This is a genomic window from Streptococcus sp. HMSC034E12, from assembly GCF_001835915.1.
Lineage (GTDB): Bacteria > Bacillota > Bacilli > Lactobacillales > Streptococcaceae > Streptococcus > Streptococcus vaginalis.
In genome coordinates this window covers 86,221-103,026 of record NZ_KV826440.1, presented here as the reverse complement: position 1 = coordinate 103,026, position 16,806 = coordinate 86,221, and the positions used below count along the sequence as shown (strand labels likewise).

19 protein-coding genes and 2 pseudogenes are annotated in these 16,806 nt (G+C 39.0%); 19 read left to right on the top strand and 2 right to left on the bottom strand.

What is annotated here, in order from left to right; all coding sequences use genetic code 11:
* The first annotated feature begins 11 nt into the window (after positions 1-11).
* The 11 genes and pseudogenes from HMPREF2574_RS05320 (at position 12) to rpsI (ending at position 8,817) form a co-directional block, all read left to right on the top strand.
* Positions 12-878, top strand: coding sequence for a GNAT family N-acetyltransferase (locus HMPREF2574_RS05320; protein WP_024052740.1), 867 nt, complete (start codon positions 12-14; stop codon positions 876-878).
* A 4-nt stretch (positions 879-882) separates the two neighbouring features.
* On the top strand, positions 883-1,644 hold the full coding sequence (locus HMPREF2574_RS05315; RefSeq protein ID WP_070241992.1) for a nucleoside phosphorylase: 762 nt from the start codon (positions 883-885) through the stop codon (positions 1,642-1,644).
* A 43-nt stretch (positions 1,645-1,687) separates the two neighbouring features.
* The gene (gene cysS, locus HMPREF2574_RS05310) at positions 1,688-3,031 is read left to right on the top strand and encodes a cysteine--tRNA ligase (protein ID WP_024052738.1); all 1,344 of its coding nucleotides are present in this window, start codon (positions 1,688-1,690) and stop codon (positions 3,029-3,031) included.
* Positions 3,024-3,428, top strand: a complete 405-nt coding sequence (locus HMPREF2574_RS05305) for a Mini-ribonuclease 3 (protein ID WP_024052737.1) — start codon at positions 3,024-3,026, stop codon at positions 3,426-3,428. The genes cysS and HMPREF2574_RS05305 overlap by 8 nt, the downstream gene beginning before the upstream one ends.
* Positions 3,415-4,287: a helix-turn-helix domain-containing protein gene (locus tag HMPREF2574_RS05300; protein ID WP_070812255.1), complete on the top strand. Its 873-nt coding sequence runs from the start codon at positions 3,415-3,417 to the stop codon at positions 4,285-4,287. Before HMPREF2574_RS05305 ends, HMPREF2574_RS05300 begins: the two co-directional genes overlap by 14 nt.
* A 110-nt stretch (positions 4,288-4,397) precedes the next feature.
* Positions 4,398-5,528, top strand: a complete 1,131-nt coding sequence (locus HMPREF2574_RS05295) for an ABC transporter ATP-binding protein (RefSeq protein WP_003026236.1) — start codon at positions 4,398-4,400, stop codon at positions 5,526-5,528.
* A gap of 144 nt (positions 5,529-5,672) precedes the next feature.
* On the top strand, positions 5,673-6,401 hold the full coding sequence (gene rlmB, locus HMPREF2574_RS05290; RefSeq protein WP_024052735.1) for a 23S rRNA (guanosine(2251)-2'-O)-methyltransferase RlmB: 729 nt from the start codon (positions 5,673-5,675) through the stop codon (positions 6,399-6,401).
* Positions 6,398-6,918: pseudogene (locus HMPREF2574_RS05285) on the top strand (NYN domain-containing protein). The gene rlmB and the pseudogene HMPREF2574_RS05285 overlap by 4 nt, the downstream one beginning before the upstream one ends.
* Positions 6,908-7,777, top strand: a complete 870-nt coding sequence (locus HMPREF2574_RS05280; RefSeq protein ID WP_070812254.1) for a DegV family protein — start codon at positions 6,908-6,910, stop codon at positions 7,775-7,777. The pseudogene HMPREF2574_RS05285 and the gene HMPREF2574_RS05280 overlap by 11 nt, the downstream one beginning before the upstream one ends.
* A 181-nt stretch (positions 7,778-7,958) precedes the next feature.
* Complete coding sequence (gene rplM / locus HMPREF2574_RS05275) at positions 7,959-8,405, top strand: 50S ribosomal protein L13 (RefSeq protein WP_003026230.1); 447 nt, start codon at positions 7,959-7,961, stop codon at positions 8,403-8,405.
* A gap of 19 nt (positions 8,406-8,424) precedes the next feature.
* Positions 8,425-8,817 carry a 30S ribosomal protein S9 gene (rpsI, locus tag HMPREF2574_RS05270; RefSeq protein WP_003035124.1) on the top strand — a complete coding sequence of 131 codons (393 nt, stop codon included), beginning with the start codon at positions 8,425-8,427 and terminating at the stop codon, positions 8,815-8,817.
* Positions 8,818-9,132: 315 nt separating this feature from the next.
* Here the strand turns inward: rpsI and HMPREF2574_RS05265 are convergent, their stop codons facing one another.
* Both HMPREF2574_RS05265 and HMPREF2574_RS05260 read right to left on the bottom strand, forming a co-directional pair.
* Entirely contained in the window at positions 9,133-10,305 is a 1,173-nt protein-coding gene (locus tag HMPREF2574_RS05265; protein WP_070812253.1) for a tyrosine-type recombinase/integrase, read from the bottom strand.
* A 66-nt stretch (positions 10,306-10,371) separates the two neighbouring features.
* Positions 10,372-10,938: a helix-turn-helix domain-containing protein gene (locus HMPREF2574_RS05260; RefSeq protein ID WP_070812252.1), complete on the bottom strand. Its 567-nt coding sequence runs from the start codon at positions 10,936-10,938 to the stop codon at positions 10,372-10,374.
* Between the two features lie 174 nt (positions 10,939-11,112).
* Here HMPREF2574_RS05260 and HMPREF2574_RS05255 point away from each other — a divergent pair, with 174 nt between their 5' ends.
* The 8 genes and pseudogenes from HMPREF2574_RS05255 to HMPREF2574_RS05220 all read left to right on the top strand — a co-directional run bounded on the left by HMPREF2574_RS05255 (position 11,113) and on the right by HMPREF2574_RS05220 (position 16,564).
* On the top strand, positions 11,113-11,412 hold the full coding sequence (locus tag HMPREF2574_RS05255; RefSeq protein WP_003070642.1) for a hypothetical protein: 300 nt from the start codon (positions 11,113-11,115) through the stop codon (positions 11,410-11,412).
* Positions 11,413-11,542: 130 nt separating this feature from the next.
* A complete protein-coding gene (locus HMPREF2574_RS05250) occupies positions 11,543-11,821 on the top strand; it encodes a DNA-binding protein (RefSeq protein ID WP_070812251.1) in 279 nt (92 codons plus the stop codon).
* A gap of 5 nt (positions 11,822-11,826) precedes the next feature.
* Positions 11,827-12,153 carry a replication initiator protein A gene (locus HMPREF2574_RS05245; protein WP_024052729.1) on the top strand — a complete coding sequence of 109 codons (327 nt, stop codon included), beginning with the start codon at positions 11,827-11,829 and terminating at the stop codon, positions 12,151-12,153.
* Positions 12,154-12,156: 3 nt separating this feature from the next.
* Positions 12,157-12,798 (top strand): hypothetical protein, encoded by a 642-nt coding sequence (locus HMPREF2574_RS05240; protein WP_003070636.1) that lies wholly within the window; start codon positions 12,157-12,159, stop codon positions 12,796-12,798.
* Positions 12,799-13,091: 293 nt separating this feature from the next.
* A pseudogene (locus HMPREF2574_RS05235) lies at positions 13,092-13,966 on the top strand (replication initiation protein).
* A 35-nt stretch (positions 13,967-14,001) separates the two neighbouring features.
* Positions 14,002-14,403, top strand: a complete 402-nt coding sequence (locus HMPREF2574_RS05230) for a hypothetical protein (protein WP_070584621.1) — start codon at positions 14,002-14,004, stop codon at positions 14,401-14,403.
* A 317-nt stretch (positions 14,404-14,720) separates the two neighbouring features.
* Positions 14,721-15,962: a MobV family relaxase gene (mobV, locus tag HMPREF2574_RS05225; protein ID WP_070812250.1), complete on the top strand. Its 1,242-nt coding sequence runs from the start codon at positions 14,721-14,723 to the stop codon at positions 15,960-15,962.
* Between the two features lie 164 nt (positions 15,963-16,126).
* Complete coding sequence (locus HMPREF2574_RS05220; protein WP_257374201.1) at positions 16,127-16,564, top strand: hypothetical protein; 438 nt, start codon at positions 16,127-16,129, stop codon at positions 16,562-16,564.
* The last annotated feature ends 242 nt before the right edge of the window (positions 16,565-16,806 follow it).

Genomic DNA, 16,806 nt, shown 5'->3' with positions numbered 1-16,806 from the left:
AGGATACCTATATGATTCAAGCAAGAAATAAGTTGAGCAAAGAGGAGTTATCTGAGGCGAAAAAACTAATTAACTGTTGCCAAGCCTATGATGGAACTTATCGTGATCCCTATCTTTCTAACATGCTTAATTTTGACCCCAACATGCCCGCCTTTTTCCTTTATTATGAAAAAGGCGAACTTGTTGGTCTATTAACTGTCTATGCTGATGACCAAGATGTGGAAGTGACGATACTGGTTCATCCAAATCATCGCCGTCAGGGAATTGCGCGTGCTTTGTTTACGAGTTTTGAGAAAGAAACGGCTCCTTTCCCTATTCATTCAGTTACTTTTCAGACAGAACGTATTTTTCTAGAGCGTTATCCTGATTTTGTCAGCAACTGGGGATTGGTCGAGGAAGAAGAGACAGAAACCTGGTTAGGTAAGGATAGAAGACCTTATCCGTTAGTAACTGTTTCTAATCTTGAAGTTTTGTTAGCAGATAGTTCGTATCAGGAGCAAATTAGCCAGTTAAAATTTCAGGCATTTTCAGAGGAACATGAATCGAGAGAAGTTGTGGATAGATATGTCGCTGAAGCTCTGAAGGATCCAGAAAGTCGCCTATATATTTTATTAAAAGACGGTCAGGTTATTGGAACTTGCACGGTAGATTTATCGACTGATACGAATTATTTCTACGGTTTAGCAATATCGGAACTTGAACGTGGAAAAGGCTATGGAAGCTACTTAGCTAAATCCCTTGTCAACCAACTGATCGAGCAAAATGATAAGGAATTTCAGATTGCAGTAGAGGACTGCAACGTAGGTGCCAAACGCTTGTATGAAAAAATCGGCTTTGTCAAACAGACACAGGTAGTTTATTTGAATGAGAAAGAGTAGAAAAATGCTATTAGAAGAATTCGAAAATGTACCTGCTGTTATCGAACCAACTGATCGAAGTATTCGTGGTGGTGGAGAAATCTGTGACACGATTATTTTATCTTTTAATGGAGAAATCGTTGAACGAGTAAAGAAGTTTGAAGATGTTTATGAAGGTGGCTATCTAACCAATCTAAATGGCAGACTTCCATGGTATATCTATGAAAAAAATGGGAGTAAGGTAGCCGTTGCTATAGCTACGATTGGAGCCCCGATGTTTGTTGGACTCTTAGAAGAACTCAAAGCAAGAGGATTTAAGAACTTTATTGTTTTGGGTTCTTGCGGAGTTCTAGATCAGTCTATTCAGGCAGATAAGATTATTCTACCAAGTTCAGCTCTACGTGATGAAGGTACAAGTTATCATTACGCTCCTGCAAGTGATGAGATAGCTTATGACGAAACTTTGCTTTTAACCATGGAAGAAGCTTTGAATAAATCTTGCATTGAGCACATTCGAACAAAGGCTTGGACCACAGATGCTTTCTATCGTGAAACAGCCGATAAGGTCAAACGCAGATTAGCAGCAGGTGCGACTGTTGTGGATATGGAAGCCTCAGCAATCATGGCTTGGGCACAATTTCGACAAGCAAAAGTTTATCAATTTTTTTATACGGCTGATTATGTTGACCATCACAATCATGAGTGGGATGCAAGATACGAAGACAGAAAAGCAAATGCTATGACTTTCTTTGAGATAGCATTAGTAATTGCTAGAGAGTTGGATTGAAATGACTCTTTACGATAAACAAGAAACAGAAAGGAGACAGTGAGTGATTAAAATCTATGACACCATGTTCCGTGATTTGCGAGAATTTGTCCCGATTGAGGACGATAAGGTTAAGATGTATGTCTGTGGGCCAACTGTGTACAACTATATCCACGTGGGGAATGCCCGTTCAACAGTAGCCTTTGATACTATTCGTCGCTACTTTGAGTACCGTGGTTATGAGGTTGCCTATATTTCCAACTTTACGGATGTGGATGACAAGATTATCAATCGCGCCAAGGAAGAAGGCATTACGCCTCAGGAGGTTGCGGACAAGTACATCGCTGCCTTTCGTGAGGATGTGACGACGCTGGGGGTTCAACCAGCTACCCAGCACCCGCGCGTAGTGGACTACATGATGGACATCATTGATTTTGTACAGGTCTTGGTGGACAAAGGATTTGCCTATGAGTCAGAGGGGGATGTTTACTTTCGGGTTGAAAAGTCCTCTAATTACGCTAAGTTAGCCAATAAAAGTCTAGCAGACTTAGAGCTTGGAGCTTCTGGTCGGACAGATGAGGAGACCACCCGCAAGGAAAATCCAGTGGACTTTGCTCTTTGGAAGGCTGCTAAGCCCGGTGAAATCTTCTGGGACAGCCCATGGGGACCTGGTCGTCCAGGCTGGCATATCGAATGCTCCGTCATGGCGACAGAAATTCTGGGAGATACGATTGATATTCACGGTGGCGGAGCTGATTTAGAATTTCCGCACCATACCAATGAAATCGCTCAATCAGAAGCTAAAACTGGAAAGACTTTTGCCAACTACTGGATGCACAATGGCTTTGTCAATATTGATGATGTCAAGATGTCTAAGTCTCTGGGGAATTTCATTACCGTTCACGATGCCCTTAAAACCATTGACGGACAGGTACTGCGTTTCTTTTTTGCGACTCAGCATTACCGCAAACCTATCAATTTCACAGAAAAAGCCGTCCACGATGCGGAAGTGAATCTAAAATATCTGAAAAATACTTACGAGCAACCCTTTACGGGAACGGTCAATTTGACAGAATTGCAGGTTTTTCTGGATAAATTTACAGCTGCTATGGACGAAGATTTCAATGCAGCAAATGGGATTACAGTTGTTTTTGAACTGGCTAAGTGGATCAATTCTGGTCATTACAGTCAAGAAGTAAAAACAGCTTTTGCTGAGCTTCTGCAAGTTTTTGGTATTGTCTTTACAGCAGAAGTACTGGATGCGGATATTGAAGCCTTGATTGAGCAGCGCCAAGCTGCGCGTGTTGCCAAGGACTTTGCAACAGCTGATAAAATCCGTGATGAATTGGCAGCTAAAGGGATCAAGCTTTTAGATACCAAGGACGGAGTGAGGTGGATCCGTGATTGATGTCAATCTTATAAATGGTATTGCCTTGGCTTTTGAAGGCGATGCTATCTACTCAACTTATATCCGCCGTCACTTGATTTTCCAAGGCTTGACAAAACCGAACCAGCTACACAGAGAAGCAACCAAGTATGTGTCGGCTCGTGCGCAAGCTAACCTCATTTCTCAAATGTTGGAAGAAAAAATTCTGACAGAAAAGGAAGAAGAAATCTACAAGCGCGGGCGCAATGCCAACAGCCATACAAAGGCTAAAAATGCTGATATTGTGACCTATCGCATGTCGACAGGTTTTGAAGCTGTTCTGGGATATTTACACATGACCGATCAAATCAAGCGTTTAGAAGAGCTGATTGATTGGTGTATTGTGAGAGTGGAGGGCGCACAGCATGGTAAAAACTAATCTTTTAGAATGGTTCCCTCAAGGTAGCCTTCAATCCAATCCAAATGCAAACGAAAATGAAGTGGCAATTCCCATTTCAAGTAAGCAATGGTTGTTATTAAAAAAAAGCAGTCTGACAGAGCGAGAGCAAGAACTTATTTCTTTACTGACTGGGAAAGACTCTGCATTTGATGGTGGACCTTGGTATGATTATTTGGTTCATAACCGTGGCAAAATGCCTCAAAACGTTCAAAAGCTACAGTTCGTCCATTGTCATTTATTCCATTATGAAAATGAAACAATTGGGTCTTGGTTGGAAATGATGCGAATCATACTGCCTAATAGAATAGCAGATTTTCAGCTGTCCTCTCAGGATTACATCTTTGTGCTGGATCAAACGCAATTAGTCCCTGTAAAAGATGTTCTCCGTGATACTTTATCGGCTATCGAATATGACTTTAGCTTAACTCTGACAATTCAAATCGGACAGATTTGGACTCGCATTTTTGAGGAAAACTATCCTGAGCTATTTCAAGCAGAGAATACCCTTTTTTCCAAGTGGTGGGAACAGGCTCAGCATTCCAATGTGCATTCTTTTTCTCAACTCTTTTTGTGGGGGATTAGCCAAAACGATTTCATATTGCCAATTTTAACAAAGAAACTTCACCAATTGATTGAAAGTCAGGAACAGCTCATTGATATTATCGCTGCTTTGTGGGAAAATACGGCGGTTGTGACAAAAGCTGCCCAGCAGTTGTATATTCATCGGAACACATTGCAATATCACATTGATAAATGGGAAGAACTGACGGGCTTACAGCTAAAAGACCTGACAGATTTGACCCTGTGTTACCATATTGTCATCAATGATTTAGTGTAATGTTTTGTGCATCCTGCACAAAACATTTTTTTTATTTTGTTCACTTTGCCATAGGATAATGAAGCGTTTTCATATATAATAAAATCATAATAACAAAGGAGTTCCATCTTATGGTAGAATTAAATTTAAAAAACATTTACAAAAAATATCCAAACAGCGAACACTACTCTGTAGAAGATTTCAACTTGAATATTAAAGATAAAGAATTTATCGTTTTCGTAGGACCTTCAGGCTGTGGGAAATCTACTACACTTCGTATGATTGCTGGTCTTGAAGATATTACAGAAGGTGAATGTTCAATTGACGGGCGCGTGGTGAACGACGTAGCGCCAAAAGACCGTGATATTGCTATGGTTTTCCAAAACTATGCTTTGTATCCACATATGACCGTGCACGACAATATGGCTTTTGGTTTGAAGCTTCGTAAATACAGCAAGGATGATATTGAAAAACGTGTAAATGAAGCAGCGGACATTCTTGGTTTGAAAGAATTCTTGGATCGTAAACCAGCTGACCTTTCAGGTGGTCAACGTCAACGTGTAGCCATGGGACGTGCTATTGTTCGTGATGCAAAAGTATTCCTTATGGACGAACCACTTTCTAACTTGGATGCGAAATTGCGGGTATCTATGCGTGCAGAAATCGCTAAAATCCACCGTCGTATTGGGGCAACCACTATCTATGTTACCCATGACCAAACAGAAGCAATGACTTTGGCTGATCGTATCGTTATCATGTCTGCAACAAAGAATCCTTCAGGAACGGGGACAATTGGACGTATAGAACAAATCGGTACCCCACAAGAAGTTTACAAAAACCCAGTCAATAAATTTGTTGCAGGCTTTATCGGAAGCCCAGCGATGAACTTCATCAATGTAACTTTGAAAGGTGATGAAATTGTAGCACAAGACCTTTCTCTGAAAGTACCAGAAGGTGCCTTGAAGGTACTTCGTGAAAAAGGCTATGAAGGCAAGAAACTCATTTTTGGTATTCGTCCAGAAGACATCAATACAGAAGCTGCTTTCCTTGAAACCTTCCCAGATTCAGTTGTACATGCTAAAATTTCTGTATCTGAATTGCTTGGTTCTGAATCTCACTTGTATTGCCAAATTGCAGATAATGAATTTATTGCCAAAGTAGACGCTCGTGATTACCTCAAAGCTGGAGCAGGTATTGACCTTGGCTTTGACTTGAACAAAGCACACTTCTTTGATCCAGAAACAGAAAAGACAGTTTACTAATTTACAACGCCTCTAGAATAAATTAATAAGAAAATGCAGGATGCCTTGTTTGATGCAAGACTCCTGCGTTTTTTTATAGAAGTTAACTATAAGGTGATTTATAAATAAGAAGAAGCATTTTAAATTTTATGTTATACTAAAGCTATGGAAAATAACGATATTGTTTACGGCGTACATGCTGTGACGGAAGCTCTCATGACCAATACTGGAAATAAACTCTATATTCAAGATGACCTACGTGGAAAAAATGTTGCTAAGATGAAAGATTTGGCAGCAGAAAAAAAGGTTTCCATTTCTTGGACTAGTAAAAAAACACTACAGGAAATGACAGACGGTGCCGTTCATCAAGGTTTTGTCTTGCGTGTTTCAGAATTTGCTTATACGGATTTTGAGGCGATGTTGAAAATGGCAACTCAGGAAGACAATCCTCTCTTGCTCATTTTAGATGGTCTAACAGATCCGCATAATTTAGGCTCTATTTTACGGACGGCTGATGCGACAAATGTTACAGGTGTCATTATTCCTAAGCATCGAGCGGTTGGTGTCACGCCGGTCGTCGCCAAGACCTCTACTGGTGCGGTGGAGCATATTCCTATTGCTCGTGTGACCAATCTTAGCCAAGCTCTGGATAAACTAAAACATGCAGGTTTTTGGATTTTTGGCACAGATATGAATGGCACCCCTTCGACTAAGTGGAATACGGCAGGTAAACTGGCTCTGATTATCGGCAATGAAGGCAAGGGCATTTCTGCTAATATTAAAAAGCGAGTTGATGAAATGCTTACCATTCCTATGAATGGACATGTGCAGAGCCTTAATGCTAGTGTGGCGGCGGCTATTCTCATGTATGAAGTATTTAGAAATCGCCTATGAAACGGAAAATTTTATTAGTAGATGGCTATAATATGGTGGCTTTTTGGCAAGAGACTCGTTCTCTCTTTAACAAAGGGGAATTAGATGCAGCACGAACCATTCTGCTTAACAAACTCAGTAATTACGCCAGTTTTGAACAGTTGGAAATTATCTGTGTGTTTGATGCGCAGTATATGCCGGGAGTTCGCCAGACTTATGATGAATTCAATGTTACGGTTGTGTTCACTGAGGAAGAAGAAACAGCAGACGATTACATTGAGCGTTTGGCAACTGATCTCAACAATCCTAGAAATCAGGTATCTGTGGCAACGAGCGACTTAAATGAGCAGTGGACTGTCTTTAAGGGGCTTTGCGTGTTTCGACTCGTGAACTAGAAAAGCGAGTAGCTGTTACAAAGTCAAATCTCAATCAAATGAGCCAACAGCTTAAAATGGGAAAACCACCTTTGCGTCCTATGGACAATCCAACCTTGCGCGATTTACAGAAAATGATGGAGAAAAAGAAAGATGACTTTTAAAATTTTAACTGATTCAACCACAGATCTTCCAGAAAGCTGGGCTTTGAAAAATGATGTTCAAATCCTTGGCTTGACTATTCAGTTGGACGGGATAACTTATGAAACGGTCGGGGATAAGAAACTGACGAGTGAGCAGCTCCTCTCTAAAATGGAAGCAGGGAGCCAACCAACAACCAGCCAAATCAATGTCGGTCAGTTTGAAGATATCTTTCGTCGCTATGCTGAGGTCGGCATGCCAGTTCTTTATATTGCGTTTGCTTCAGTCTTGTCAGGAACTTACCAAAGTGCGGTTATGGCACGGGATATGGTTTTGGAAGATTTTCCAAAAGCAGTTATCCGGATTATTGATACCAAGGCGGCATCTATGGGAGAAGGTATTCTGGTGATGAAAGCGGTGGAAGCGAAAGCTGCCGGTCAAAGTTTGGAACAAGTAGTAGCCTTAATAAAATCTTTAGTTCCAAAAGTGAAAACGTATTTTCTAGTAGATGACCTAAATCATCTTATGCGTGGTGGACGAATTTCAAAGACCGCAGCTCTCATGGGAAGTTTAGTCAATATTAAGCCAGTCATTGCAGTTAAGGGAGATGGAAGGCTAGATTCTGTGGCTAAAGTCCGTGGGAAGAAAAAGGATCAGACTGAGGTGGTGCGCATGACCTTGGAAGATATTGCCGATCCGCGCGTGGTAATTGCCTATGCAGGAGCAGACAGCCAAGAGGTGGCTCAAGTCTTAAAAAATCAGCTTCTTGCCTCTGAGCAAGTCAATGAAGTTTTAATTTTACCATTAGGACCAGTCATTTCCACTCACACGGGTCCTGGAACTTTGGGGCTATTCAGTATTGCCCATGAAAATCAAGATTAAGCGAAATGAAACCGTTCTTTCATAAATAATTTATCAAATATATTGACTTTTACCCCTAAAATTTGGTATGATAGTAAACGGTATTGTTTACCCCATTTGTAAGGCCCCGGAACCTTCCAAATAACTTGCGGACCGGAACATCCGCCTTGTAAACAAAAACGATATTCATATAGGAGAAATCATGAACAAAACAACATACATGGCTAAGCCAGGTGAAGTTGAACGTAAATGGTATGTAGTAGACGCTACTGATGTACCTCTTGGACGCCTTTCTGCTGTTGTAGCAAGCGTACTTCGTGGAAAAAATAAACCAACTTTCACACCTCATACTGATACAGGTGACTTTGTGATCGTTATCAATGCTGAAAAAGTAAAATTAACTGGTAAAAAGGCAACTGATAAAGTTTACTACACTCACTCAATGTACCCAGGTGGATTGAAATCAATCACTGCTGGTGAACTCCGTTCTAAGAACGCTGTTCGTTTGATCGAAAAATCAGTTAAAGGTATGCTTCCACATAATACTCTTGGCCGTGCTCAAGGTATGAAATTGAAAGTATTTGTAGGCGCTGAACACACGCACGCTGCACAACAACCAGAAGTTCTTGATATTTCAGGACTTATCTAAGGAAAGGAACAAATAAGCTATGTCACAAGCACAATATGCAGGTACTGGACGTCGTAAAAACGCTGTTGCACGCGTTCGCCTTGTTCCAGGAACTGGTAAAATTACCGTAAACAAAAAAGATGTTGAAGAATATATCCCACACGCGGATCTTCGCCTTGTCATCAACCAACCATTCGCAGTTACTTCAACTGTTGGTCAATACGATGTTCTCGTAAACGTTCTCGGTGGTGGCTACGCTGGTCAAGCAGGAGCTATCCGTCACGGTATCGCTCGTGCCCTTCTTCAAGTAGACCCAGACTTCCGCGACTCACTCAAACGTGCTGGTCTTCTTACACGTGATGCCCGTATGGTAGAACGTAAGAAACCAGGTCTTAAGAAAGCTCGTAAAGCTAGCCAGTTCTCTAAACGTTAAGAACCGCTTTACAACAACGATTACAAGCATTTTGCAAGTCTCTTGCAAGGTGCTTTTTTTAGTTGATTTTTGCTTTTGATACCTTTTTTGATACCGTTTTGGAAAAACTTTTACATCTTTTTTGATTATATTCTTATCTTTGAATAGTTTATATAATTGACGTATACTTCCTGTTTATGTTAAACTTTGAGAGTGTAATGACAGGAAAATCAGGTTGGGATTCATTCCTAACAGGCTTCGATGCTGTCCTTGGAGAAAATTCTTCTAAAAAATCGGGATTGCGATGCAAATCGCCCGCATTACTCTACTCTAGACTTACTGTCTGGAGTTTTTTGTATTGTTTTTTAGATAACTCGCAAATTGTTTGATGGATCTATCTTCTCCGTTAGCTGTTGAATGGCTGTAGGTGTCTAAAGTCATTTGACTACTTGCATGCCCTAACCTTTTGGCAGTGTTGACAGGGTCGACTCCGATTTCAATCATCAAGGTAGCATGAGTATGTCTGAAGCCGTGAGGACTGATTTTCCTTAAGCCATGTTTTCGAATAATCCTTGAAAGTACATTGTTGATATAGTCTGCATGTAGTGGCTCTATTGAGCCTGTACGTGTGCAGTAAGTGAAGATAAAATCTTGCTCGATAGAAAGAGGTGCGACTGCTAGTTGTGCCTTTTCTTTTTGGCAATTTGACTTCCATTCTTGCAGAATAGAGATAGTTTCGCTATCTAGCTTAATCTTTCGAACTGAAAAATTATTTTTAGTGCCTTTTTCGACTGCCTGACCGTCTAATCGTCCTAGGCTCTTGCTTATGCTGAGAGCCTCGCTCTGAAAGTCTATATCAGCCCATTTAAGAGCGTACAGCTCGCCTTTCCTTAAGCCGCTATAGGCTAGTAATCTAAAGAGTGCATAATGCTTATAAGGCTCTTCCTGAAGGACAATGTTTAGGAACTCTTGTAGTTCTTGAACCGTCCAATAATTTTCTGTCCGTATCTTCTTCCTCTTTGGCATAATGATTTCTGTCATAGGATTATGCTTAAGCAATTTCATCTTAATCGCAAAGTCAAAGACTTTACTAGTGTAAGACTTGATTTGCTTGATATTCTTGAAAGTCTTTGCTTTTTCCGTGATAAAGTTCTGGCAGCCTAAAGGGGAGATTTTACTGATAGGTAATTCTCCCATGACTGGCAGAATGTGCAACCTAAACATATCAAGAGTACGTGAAGCCGTTGTCGGCTCTACCGTATCTTGATAGGCTTGATACCATTTTTCAAAAATCTCGCTATAAGATTTTTGAGATGGCTTGATGAACTCTTCCAACTTTCCTGAAGCCTTAAGATAGATGAGTCTAGCTTCGTAGTCTTTGGCGTCTTTTCGAGTACGAAAGCCACGCTTTACATGGTCTGCACGTTGACCGTCTTTAGTCATATAGACCTTGACAAAATACAAATAGCCAGACTTAGCTTTTTTACTTGGGTATTTGTGAATGGACATTGTAATTTCTCCTTTATTTTTTAGGTTTCGAAGCTTATAAAATAAAGAAATTACGAGTTTTTATAATTATTTTTTACGTTTTTCAGCCATTCTTCTCTTGTATTCGTCGGAGTTTTCCCATGCTTGCCAAACGTAGTGATATGGTGAGTTTTCCCCTCCTGACTTGTTAATCAGAAAAGGAATTAGTCCTTGTTTTTCGTCGGCTATAAATTGCTTGATGGCTTTAACTAAAATAGGGTTAAAGTCATTTTTACTTGCTAGAAAGTCAATATAATCAGCTAGTGCTTCCGACTGATTGATTTTCGCAAGTATGATAGCTAACTCATCTCCAAAAGGGGTCCATTTGGTGATTTTATTGTCTATACTACTTTTTCCTTGGAGTATCTTGGTAAAACCTTTCAAAACTTCTTTAGGTGCTCCTGGGTCTACGAGATTAGGATTATCATCAAGCCCTAGTAAGTAAGGGACGGAGACACCGAAGTAGTCGGAAAGGATTTTAGCATTGTCTAGTGATAACTGTGTTCGTTCATTTTCATATTTGCCATACTGGGATTGATTTGTCCCTAGTATTTTTGCTACCTCAGCTTGTGTATTTCCTTTTTGTTTTCTTAGTTCTTTGAGTCGTATAGTCATATCTAGCGCCCTTCATTTTGTTATATATAGATGATTATAGCATAAGATAAAACAAAAAAGTTAAAAAAAGAATATTTCTATTGATATAAGTTAAAAAATAACTTAAAATAGATTTATAGTTAATTTGTAACTATTTTTGTTTCGAAGCTTATACAATAAAGAAAGGAGTCAGCTATGGCTTACACACTAGAAGAACAAGAAACGTTTGTCCGATTTGACGCACTGGATAAACAATGGACGATTGAAACAAATTATTCTCCACACATTCAAAAAGTGCTAAAACTTCCTGAAGCCTATGGAGTGTTAAACACTGAGGAAGAAGATGGCAGAACGATTTGGCTAACTGCCATTATGAAGATTGGTGAGGATTTTTCAATCAACGTATTTCCTAAGAAAAAACGCAAGATGACCGAAGAACAACGTCAAGAACTTGCTGAACGTATGAAACAAGCAAGAACCAGCCTTGAAAAATAGGAGTGTTGCTCGGTCTGAAATACTAGACAGGTATATTTACCCTATGGAACTGTTTGAGATTGAGCCATCTCCAGAAAATAGGCAATGAAAATAGTTTAAAAATGATTTTAACAAAAAGGAGAACTCGCAGATGACAGAAGGATTTACTATACAACTTCCAAAAGTAACTGAAAAGAAATTGCTTTCTCGCTACGATACCATGGTCCAGAAGGCTATAGAAAAAGCCCTTGAGGACAAGGAGCTTTATAAGCCTATGGTTCGTATGGCTGGCTTGTGCCGTTGGCTAGATGTCTCAACGACGACTATTGTCAAATGGCAACGTGAAGGCATGCCCCACATGGTCATTGACGGAGTGACCTTGTATGACAAGCATAAAGTCGCTCAATGGTTACAACAATTTGAGAGGTAAGAGCTATGGACTATGATAACGAAAATTACTTAATACCTAAAATTTTATTACAAGATGATTTTTACAGTAGCCTGTCTGCTACAGACTTGTTTGTCTATGCTGTCCTAAAAGACAAGCAGATAGAAGCACCTGAAAAAGGTTGGATAGATGTTGAGGGGAGTGTCTATTTAAATTTTAAATTAAACGAGTTAGCCAAGATGTTTTCTTGTAGTAGAACTACAATGATAACCATTATGCGACGATTGGAAGAAGTCAATCTGATTGAACGTGAAAGAGTAGATATTTATTATGGTCACAGTTTGCCCTATAAAATGTATATCAACGAGGTATGAAAAATGATAAAGATTTATTTTGGGAAAGATAATGCACTTAATCAAGCTATCCAATCACGATTGGACAGCTATCATCTTGATTATCAAGCATTTTCAAGCAAAGATATAGATACTAAAACACTGATGGAATGGCTTTTTAGGTCAACTGATATCTTTGAACTACTAAGCACTAAGATGTTGAAGTATAAGTTGAATACACAAATTACCCTTAGTCAATTTGTTCGAAAGATTTTGAAAGATGTTGATAGTTCCCTAAAGCTTCCCATTGTTGTAACAGAAGAGGTTATCTATTCAAACATGTCTCCTGAGTATGTGACGGTACTTTTGCCGAAAGAATATCGAAAAATCGAAAGAATTCAACTGATGAGAAAGATGGATCAGTTAGATGAAGGTCGGACATTCTGGAGAAATTTTGAAATACTCCGCAAACAATCTGAACTACGTTGGTTTGAATTGAATGAGTTGTTGTTTGCTGACGAGTCAGATGATTTAGGAGAAATCAAAAAAACTAAAGACCGTTTCTTTAGCTACAAGAAAAATAAACAGGTGCCACCTGATGAGATTATTGAAAAAATCCTCAAAATATTTTTAGTTGACCGAGAAGACTTTTTTAAAAAATCTCCTTCAGATTTACAAAATTTCTAGTCAAAAATATTTATGAAAACAGTTGTGAAAATATTATGAAAATAGATTTTAGGGGTCAGATTTTGAGGTGCTACGAAAAATTTATAACAGGGCGCCCTCTAACAGCCCGCTATGTGCACATCTGATGTGCATTTACTACACCCGTTTTTTGGCAAGTTTGGCTGGAGCAAAATGAAAATGGTCCGACGAAGTCGGCTCGGGGTTGCTCCCCCGAGAATGTCATTTTACGTAGGCCTTTACGCAGTCAAAAAAATTGGCGCCGATAGGCGACCTCTACAAGAAAGGAGGTTGATTTGGAATTAAAAGTTAGCTTAGACAACATCACTATTACAGCTTATATCAAACCTATCAAACTCCTTGATCTCAAAAGTTTGATAGAAAGTCATATAGCCATTATCGTCCAGACTGCTATGACTGATATGTTCAGAGCTTACACAAAGGATGGAGGTCAAGTTGTGCTCCACATGGAATATGACAAAATAAAAGGACAAGCCTTTAATGCTCGCCCTTTCCGTTTGGAGTTCAACCCTAATAAACTCCGTTCAGTAGATACTGAAATTATAGACACTATTATACCATATCTTGAAGATATTTCAATATCTCGTGCTGACTTAGCTTTTGATTTGTTTGAGGTTGATTGTAGTGAGTTTGTGCTAGAGAAAAAAGGGCGCCCCACTGCGACCAAAGAATTTCGTTCAGATACTGGAAAACTAGAAACGAAGTATTTAGGTGCTTCTCGCTCGGAAAAACAGGTTAGGCTGTATAACAAGAAAAAAGAGCAACTAGAAAATGGGACTGACAAAGAAAAGGAATTTGCAAGTCAATTTAAGCATTGGTGGCGCTTAGAATTTCAGCTTCGGAGTCGCTCGGTTGAAGAAATATTCGAGGTCATTGACTCTATTATCTTTAAACCTTTTATGTTTGATGATTTACCAGTTGAAACTCAGATATATTTAGTCGCATATACACGCAATAAAAATGTTTGGCAAAAATTACATAGAAATACAAGAACTAAATATAAAAAGATTTTAGAAACCTATAAAACATCTGATATTGACTATCTGAAATTGATGAAAGATTTATTAAAACATGAACGACCAATATTAGAAAAACAGCTTGCCTATTATGGGGGAAGAGAAACAAAAATAGCTTTCAACCATTTGGTTGAAAATCCAGTATTAACAAGGAGTTATGAGGCCTAAAATGAGAATAAAAGACTACGCTGATATCCTGGGAGTTAGTAGTCAATCCATCTATAAACGGATACGATCTCCAAAATATAAAGAGAGGTTGAAAGGTCATTTATACCTAGACAACCAAAAGGTTGAAAACCTTGATTTAATAGGCATTAGAATACTTGAAGATTATCATTTTGAAAATGATGTGATTAAACTTGAGAAAGAATTAGAGGAGGCTAAAGAACAAGGCAAACAACTAGAACAAGATTTGCAACTTTTGAGAGGCTATCGGAAGAGTGAGCAACAAAACTTAAAAGCTTGGGCAGATTATGCTGAACGATTGGAACAACATAGAGTTTACTTAATGCTTGCACTCACTACTGTATCTATAGCTTTCCTTGTAGCTTTAGCCTTTGCCGTCTTCTGACGGCATTTGTCGGACAATGCGAAGCGTCCGACCCTGGGGCACCGACAGAGTGCCCTACTCGCTTCGGCGAGTATAGTCGAAACTCCTCTTGTGGCTCGAGAGGTGATTCGATGTCGCTCCTGTATTCGGAGCGATGTGCCGTCTGCAAGACCCTTCGGAGAACGCACATTTACGGAGTAAAGTGTAGTGCGTTACACTTTACATGGAAGTCGTGCCGATTCTTCAGGAAAAAATCTACCCTATGGGTCACTTAGTCCTGGTGGCAATCTTCCGCCACCAGCTCGGCGACCCTTTGAGCCGAGAAAGGAGAACAAGCTATGAGTTACGCTGTAGCTAGGATGCAAAAAATGAAATCTGGAAATCTTGGTGGTGCCTATCGTCACAATGAACGAATTTTTGAAAATCACTCGAACAAGGATATTGACCCAGAAAAAACTCACCTAAACTATGAATTAACCGACCGTGACCGCTCTATCCCATACGATAGACAGATTAAACAATACATCAACGATAATAAAATATCCAAACGTGCTCTACGTAAAGATGCCGTTTTGTGTAACGAATGGATTATTACATCAGACAAGGCATTTTTTGAGAATATGAGTCCGGATCAGATTAAGAATTTTTTTGAAACAGCAAAAAATTTCTTTGCTGAAAGATACGGTAATAGTAATATCGCTTATGCTATGGTACATCTTGACGAGAGTACGCCCCATATGCACTTAGGACTTGTACCTATGCAAAATGGCAAGTTAAGTTCTAAGTCATTATTTGGCAGTCGTGACCAACTGAAAGAGATCCAGGAAGCATTTCCTAGATACCTGAACAAACACGGATATAATTTGCAACGTGGGGAATCTGATAGCAAGAAGAAACACCTCGAAACAGCAGAATTTAAAGAAAAGCAACGCTTACTAGATGATACTGATAAAAAGATAGTTGATAAAACCGAAAAACTAAAGCAACTAGAAAAACAGGAAAAGCAAGCTACCGAAAAAATCAAGCAACACGAAAAAGAGAAAGATGCTTTACTAGATGATATAGCTGTTTTGGAGTCTATTCAACCTTTACAGATTGAAGAAATGAAAAAAGACAAATTAGTCAGACGTACATTTGACGGAAAACTAAAAATGGATAAAGCAACCTATGACAGACTCTTTCATACAGCATCCCAAAATGCACTAGATAATAATAGGCTAAGGCACGAAAACAGCAAACTTGAACATCAATTACAGCAATCACTTTCTAAACAGAATAACTTAGCTAAAGAACTGATGAAGAGTGATCATATATTGTCTGAAAATCGTACGCTAAAATCAGAAGTCGATAAACTAAAACACGCAAATAAAAAACTCAATGAAAGTATAAAACGATTAGGTGAGCAATTAAATGCCGTAAATAAAAAACTTGCACTTTGGCGCAAAACAGCAAGAAATTACATGCATCCTAAAGAATTCGGCAGAATGTTACATGTCATAAATCAAATACGTCCACCAATAATAACCATTATGTCAGTCGCTCGAAGTGTTAAAAATATGATTGAAAAAAATATATTTTAAGCACTTTATGCCGTGAAAGTCTCTTGATAACAAGCTAGTCGACTTTAGACTAAAGTCAGTCGAGTCGTCAGGCTGAAAAGCTGACGACCGATTGCCAAAGGCTAAAAAAGACTAGGTTACTTGTTGTCAAGAGAACCATGGAATAAATGAACAAGGAGAAAAAGATGAACAATATTAACAAACCTTTAGTACACAAAATTAAACAACCCGGTACATTTTCCGGAAAAATATTACTGGGTTTCCTACAGTCAGTTTTTAAGGAAATCACTGGGAACTATATACCATCAGCCTATCCACTCAGCATTATTGAGCCTTATTTTACTTCAGATGAACAGGGAGAATCGTTTTGGTCAAATGCCCTGGCTATCAATGTTTTAGAAATTCGTCTCAAGGATAACTATAACATCCATCTAATACAAAAATCACCTTATATTCTTCTTGTTATTGAGGATATTGATAGCTTTAAAACTGGAGTTATTAAACTCTTTAATGACTTACTTGACCCTGATAAAAAGTATCTGATTTATCGTGATTTTATCAAAACATATCGCAATATGACTCCGATTGAAAAAATTGAATTTTTCAAAAAGAAGACCGTCTAGGAAATCGCAGCTAAAAAAAGCTGTGGTATACTATTTAGTAAGGAGGTAACGCCATGAGAAAAACACTTTTTGGTTGGATGCTTGCATTTTCTGCATTACGCTTTCTTGACCGCTCTGTACGACAGTCAACTAAAGCGCTACGACGTCTATTGAAATAACTTAGTTCTGTTATCAAACAGAACTTTTTTTCTTGATTAAAATCTATATCTAGTATATAATCAATCTATAACGTATAGATTGGA